The organism is uncultured Veillonella sp., assembly GCF_905209685.1.
Classification (GTDB): Bacteria; Bacillota; Negativicutes; order Veillonellales; family Veillonellaceae; genus Veillonella.
The window spans coordinates 1-5933 of record NZ_CAJLUB010000114.1 but is presented as its reverse complement, the minus strand read 5'-3'; the positions used below and the strand labels follow the sequence as shown (position 1 = coordinate 5933).

The following is a 5933-nucleotide window of genomic DNA, read 5'->3' as shown; positions in this document are numbered from 1 at the left end:
ATTTAACTTCGCCACCCAATGTATGCGCCATAAATTGCATACCATAGCACATGCCTAGAACTGGAATACCAAGTTCAAAAATCTCTTTTTCGATTTTTGGAGAGTTTTCTTCATACACGCTGTTAGGGCCACCTGTGAAGATGATACCTTGCGGTTTTAATTCTTTAATTTTGTCCAGCGCTTTGTTGTATGGATATACTTCGCAGTATACGTGATTTTCACGAACACGGCGCGCGATCAATTGATTATATTGACCACCAAAGTCAACAACAATAACAAATTCCTTGTTTTCCATGCCTTCCTCCATATGCATCTATTTGTGAAAGTATATTCACTATTTTTTAATACCCTTACATTTCTGTACTGGCGGTGCGTTTTCTCGAACAAAACGCTAAATTTCATTACATTTCATTATACCATACGAAGTATATGGACTCCATATATTCCGTATGAAATTTATGATTAATATTTTAATGTTCGGATTTTAGTTTTACTCTATACAACGCTCAATACAGTGAGATGCCCTGTAAGAGACTCTACCCTTTCAAGAGACTATTCTTTCTCAGGCTCACGTTTAGACATCTTTACAGCTCCTACAGGACAGATGGAATAACAATCGCCACAACCGATACAGCCTTTACCTATATTAAACCGAGTCTCTCCTTGGGTGATGCATTGAACAGGACAATCTACGGCACACGCACCGCACTTAACACAAGTATCATCTATATTAAACTTTAGATTTCCCATTCTACATCACCTCCTACAGGTTTAATCAAACTAACTTAACATTCGCTCTAACAGCAGCTAAAGCAATGTATTACCTGTAATACACTTTCGAGCAATGCCTCACTATAAAACCGACTGGAATACAAACCGACAAACAAATATATATAGTTTTTTCAGATACTACCAGTTAAAAGTATTTATTTTTAACTGGTAGTATCTCAGATTTGCACATATCGAGCACAATCCAAATTAGAAAGATTTACTTTTAACTGGTAGTATCTCAAATTTACACATATCGAGCACAATCCAGATTAGAAAGATTTACTTTTAACTGGTAGTATTTCTAATTTGAGGTATGATTACTGTTTTTTTAGTAATTCATTATTGTACGCAATAGCTGAATAGATTGCTTTAGCCACGCCATGATGGTTATTATCCGTCGTCACATAACGCGCTGCTTCTTTAATATTCGGTTTACCATTGCCCATAGCAACGCTAGCGCCAGCAAAGCGTAGCATAGATAGATCGTTTTCACTATCGCCCAGTGACATAACTTCATCTGGACTAAAGCCCCAGTGATTTGCTAAGGCCTCAACAGCTGTCCCCTTTGTGGTATGTGGTAATACGAACTCTAAGTTACCTTCACTAGAGAGTAATACATCATAAAAACGTTCACGGCCTGTACCATCGTGAGACATACCTTGGTATTCATCGCGTAAGTCTTGTAAGATGCGTTGGCGCATAGGCTCGTCACCGTAAAAGATTTGCATCTTTTCAGGGCCTTCGTCTAAGGCTTCCATATGAGCTAGTAAATCAGGCACCATCGTACGTGTTGCCAAGATAAATGGGCGAATATTAGGTCTAAAAAAGAAATTAGACTGTTCCACTTCACACTCAGACATATTTATATTCGCTGCTTCATCACCTTCGGCTAAGGCATAGTGATCATGGGTTTCACCAGGCAGATGACCTTCTGTATCAGCAGAAATATGATTATTCATTACGCTATGAGAACTCTTTGTGTTACTGTCATCGCCCTCATTACGTTCATCTGCACAGGCACATAAACGTTCCGGCGTAATACAACGAGATGGCGGATACATGCCGTAGATTTTATCTTTCACATAGGCCTCTACATAAACGCCATAGGTTAAGAGTTTACGCAATAAATATAAGGCCTGTTCTTTATCAAATGTTACATGGAATAAAGTGCGTTTTTCATCTTTATCCATTACATAGGCACCATTGGTACACATAAAATAGCGTAAGCATGGCAACTTCTCGATGACATCGTTCATTTCATTCCAAGCACGACCAGAAGCGATGGCTACACGAATGCCACTTTCACGAGCGGCACGAATCGCCTCGATAGCCTCATTAGGAATTGCTTTCGCATCATTAACCAAGGTTCCATCTACGTCGGATGCAATGAATCGGATGGGTTTATCACCGGTGAGACCTATATAATTTTTAATTTGTAAGGTTTCAGTTGAGGACATGATGTCTCCTTTAATACGGTATATAAATGGATAGATATTATTTTCAATCAGTAGTACAGTAATAGTTACAAATATATCTGTTAAAAGAATACACAGATAGTATGTAAGACATAGATAGTATATAAGGCATAGATAGGAAGTGAAATCATATGCGTATCATAATTGATCGAGATGCAGTTTGTGCAGGCGATGATATGAATCATCATCGGGAGGAATTTGTCGTTCCAGATGATATCACTATCGCTGGTTTATTTGAATTCCTTGAGTTTAAGTACATTCCAGTCATCGCGGGAAATAACGTGGTCTGGACGCTCTATTATCACGACCGTGAGTTAGGTGCCTATTTCACCAAAATTCAGAGCTTTATAAACGGAAACATCTCATTATCATCCATCATTAATAAATCTGAAAAAGACCACGAATTCTACCTACACTATTACAGCCATCCTGATAGATATAGAAAACGCTTTATTTAGTTGCATTAAATTCAGCAACGATTTCTTCTAATACAGCTGGATTTTCTACCAATCGTAACAAGGTGCGGCCTATAATATTGGCTCCATCCACAATTGTTTGTTCAATAGTAGATTCTAGCATAGCTGCAGCGAATTCTTTAGAGTGGCACACCTTATCTTCCCCAGCAAGGCGCAATTTAGGATGTAATGCAGCACATTGATAGCTAACATTACCAATGTCTGAGCTGCCCCCGATATCTGCTGGGCCTGGCTTGAAATCAATGCCCATATCAGACATTACGTCTTCAATGAGAGCTGTTCCTCTATGGTTTTGGTTCATATCATCATAAGGATTGCCATAGAACTCTACATCTACAGTAGTGCTAGTACAGAGAGCGGCCCCTTCAAAGATGTTCTTAATCTGTTCAGATAGACCATTCAAATATTCACGTTCAGTATGACGTACGGTTACCTCTAATTCGCCAAATTCAGGAATGACATTGGATGCAGTACCACCAGCAATGATCCACGTACCAATACGACTTTCTGGTCGTACTTGTTGACGCATCATATCCATAGCATGGATGGCGAGTTGCACCCCATTCACCGCATTAATACCATTCCAAGGCTCACCAGCTGCATGAGCTGGTTTACCATGATAACGAGCGCGGAAACAGTCCAGCGCCAAGAATTGTGAATTAGGTCGTGTTTCTTCCCCATCAAGGTGAACCATGATAGCAAAATCATAATCTTTAAACACCCCTGCGTTACACATATCCACCTTACAGCCGGTGGCTTCTTCATCAGGTGTACCGATAATATCAATGTCCATATTGAAAGCAACGCCGTCTTGTTGCATTTTATGTAGTGTTAATGCTGCCAGAACACTCATAGAGCCACTGGCAGAGTGACCACATGCATGGCCTACTTCAGGGAGTGCATCGTATTCACATAAAATTGCCAAACGACCTTTTGGATGATCTACTTTCACAACAGAAGCCTTGAACGCTGTCGGCAAATTACAGAATTCATAGGTAACATCCATGCCATGTTTTTCAAGAACAGCGCCGATCGTTTTAACGGACTCAAATTCATGACTCGACAGTTCAGGGTTCTTAGCTAATGTATAATTGATAGCAAACGCATCAGGTGCGAAGCTTTTACAAAGATCAGAAAATGTATTGATAAGGGACATAGTGCCTCCATATATACGTCAATGATTGTAAAGAATGAAGATGCTCTACAACCTAAAATGGAAAATGTTATATTACTATAAAATATGGCCTAAGAGAGAGCCATCTTAAATAAAAATTTTAAATATAATGATAAATATAAAACTCATTTACTCTTAATTATACAATGTTATTGCCTATTATTGTAAAATTCCGTACAATATAAACAGAATTTGATAAACCATGTATATGGATGTTTGAGGAGGTTTCTATGTTTAAGTTCAAAAAATTGACAGCCATCGCCCTCGTAGCGGTAGCAGCAATGAGTTTATTGGCTGGTTGTGGCAATGACAAACCAAAAATGACACAACAAGAAGGTGTATTGCGTGTAGGTTCTGAAACTACATTCCCACCATTCGAATTCACTGAAGGCGACAAATACGTTGGTTTCGACGTTGATTTGTCCGAAGCAATTGCGAAAAAATTAGGTTTAAAAATGGAATTCAAATCCATGGGCTTCGATGCTTTGATTCCAGCAGTTCAATCTGGCGATATCGATATGATCGCAGCAGGTATCAACGCTACACCTGAACGTGAAAAAGCATTGGACTTCTCCGATGTATACTTCGACCAAGGCGGTTTCATCACAGTTGTTCGTAAAGACAACACAACAATCCACAACATGGATGAATTAGCAGGTAAAACTGTAGGTGCTCAAATCGGTACAATCCCTGTTGAAATGGCTCAAAAAATTCCTGGTACAACAGTAAAACAAATCGATTCCAATGCTAATATCTTCATGGAATTGAAAGCTGGTACAATCGACGGTGCTATCATCGATAATGCAGTGGCTATGTACTACCTCAAACAAGGTGCTGATCAAGACCTTAAACTCGTAGGCGAACCTACTAAAGCTGAAGGTACAGTTCTTGGCGTTAAAAAAGGCAACAAAGCTTTACAAGAAGCTGTTAACAAAGCTCTTAAAGAACTTAAAGAAGACGGCACTTACCAAAAAATCTACGACAAATGGTTCGGCGATTACAACAAAAAATAATATCTATCCCTATGAACTAGGATAAATATGACCCCTCTGAAAGACTACAGAACCCACAGTATTGTGATTTCAAAGTTTTTTCAGAGGGGATTTTTTATTCTATCCCTCTTTTACGGTCCCTTGCGTTCGTTATATAATAAATACGTATTCTATAGTAAATGTAACTAATTAAAGGAGGCCTTATGGCACAGTACTTTACGGAACGCCTACAAAAGGTCTTCCACATGATTTTTACATCTTATAATCAAAAAGCGGCCCAAGAGGGTTTGCGTCAGCTTGAACTGATTGTTAACAATCAGCAAGATGCAGTGTCAACTAATCATCGAGCCTTACGAAATGATATGTCTACCCTTCTTGAAAGCGAAATTAAAAGCAAAGAGGATGTGCTTAAAATCGCTAATGATCCAGAAGCACGCGAGCTAGGTGATGCATATGCCCTTTTAGCACGCGTTTATGCTGGCCCCCGCTTTACGTGGGAGGAATCTAATTTCCCAGAGGACAATATGCGCACCTATCAATGCTTACACGATAGTATTCGCCGTTGTAGTCCTATTGGTAACTTACAAGCATTGCGCATTAAAGGCTCTATTACACCTACTGTGGAAAAGGATATGCAAATCTCCTTTGACGATGCATTCCGCATTGTCCACCATTATGCAGAGCAAGACGACGCCTATTGCCAGTATGTAATTGGCAATGTATTTTTCTGGCGCGACGACAATCGCATTGAATCAGCAAAAGATATGATTACGCCACCGCCTCTAAGTTGGGCTAAACGCTTCCAACAAAGTCTACAAGGCGGTTCCATACACGATCGGATTGCAGCCTTACAAGGGACAACATCAGACGAGAAATTGCAAGAAAACGCATCGGATTTGGCGAAAAGATGGCTTAATAAAGCGCTCTATAATGGGCTTGCCATGTTCCAAGGAAATTTGCGCAATATCTATATCGACGAAGGGGACTTTGAGAACGCCCGCCGCGTAGCTAGAAGGGCAGCAAACCTTGGCAATCCAGCCATGAT

Annotated in this window: 6 protein-coding genes and 1 pseudogene; 3 read left to right on the top strand and 4 right to left on the bottom strand. The window is 39.8% G+C overall.

The window, feature by feature from the left end; translation table 11 throughout:
• The 3 genes from QZ055_RS07745 to QZ055_RS07735 form a co-directional block, all read right to left on the bottom strand.
• A partial coding sequence (locus QZ055_RS07745; RefSeq protein WP_363178928.1) for a glutamine amidotransferase-related protein occupies positions 1 to 295 on the bottom strand: 295 nt, incomplete at its 3' end.
• A gap of 257 nt (positions 296 to 552) precedes the next feature.
• Positions 553 to 750: a DUF362 domain-containing protein gene (locus QZ055_RS07740; protein ID WP_119206251.1), complete on the bottom strand. Its 198-nt coding sequence runs from the start codon at positions 748 to 750 to the stop codon at positions 553 to 555.
• Between the two features lie 338 nt (positions 751 to 1088).
• Entirely contained in the window at positions 1089 to 2228 is a 1140-nt protein-coding gene (locus QZ055_RS07735) for an HAD family hydrolase (RefSeq protein WP_295825800.1), read from the bottom strand.
• A 149-nt stretch (positions 2229 to 2377) separates the two neighbouring features.
• Between QZ055_RS07735 and QZ055_RS07730 the strand changes: the two genes are divergently transcribed.
• On the top strand, positions 2378 to 2704 hold the full coding sequence (locus QZ055_RS07730; RefSeq protein ID WP_295794500.1) for a hypothetical protein: 327 nt from the start codon (positions 2378 to 2380) through the stop codon (positions 2702 to 2704).
• Here QZ055_RS07730 and QZ055_RS07725 read toward each other — a convergent pair.
• A complete protein-coding gene (locus QZ055_RS07725; RefSeq protein ID WP_295825798.1) occupies positions 2697 to 3878 on the bottom strand; it encodes an amidohydrolase in 1182 nt (393 codons plus the stop codon). The two genes, QZ055_RS07730 and QZ055_RS07725, sit on opposite strands and share 8 nt — an antisense overlap.
• Positions 3879 to 4126: 248 nt before the next feature.
• Between QZ055_RS07725 and QZ055_RS07720 the strand changes: the two genes are divergently transcribed.
• Both QZ055_RS07720 and QZ055_RS07715 read left to right on the top strand, forming a co-directional pair.
• Entirely contained in the window at positions 4127 to 4909 is a 783-nt protein-coding gene (locus tag QZ055_RS07720) for a basic amino acid ABC transporter substrate-binding protein (RefSeq protein ID WP_295825796.1), read from the top strand.
• 182 nt (positions 4910 to 5091) lie between these two features.
• Positions 5092 to 5933, top strand: a pseudogene (locus QZ055_RS07715) (sel1 repeat family protein); the annotation flags it as partial.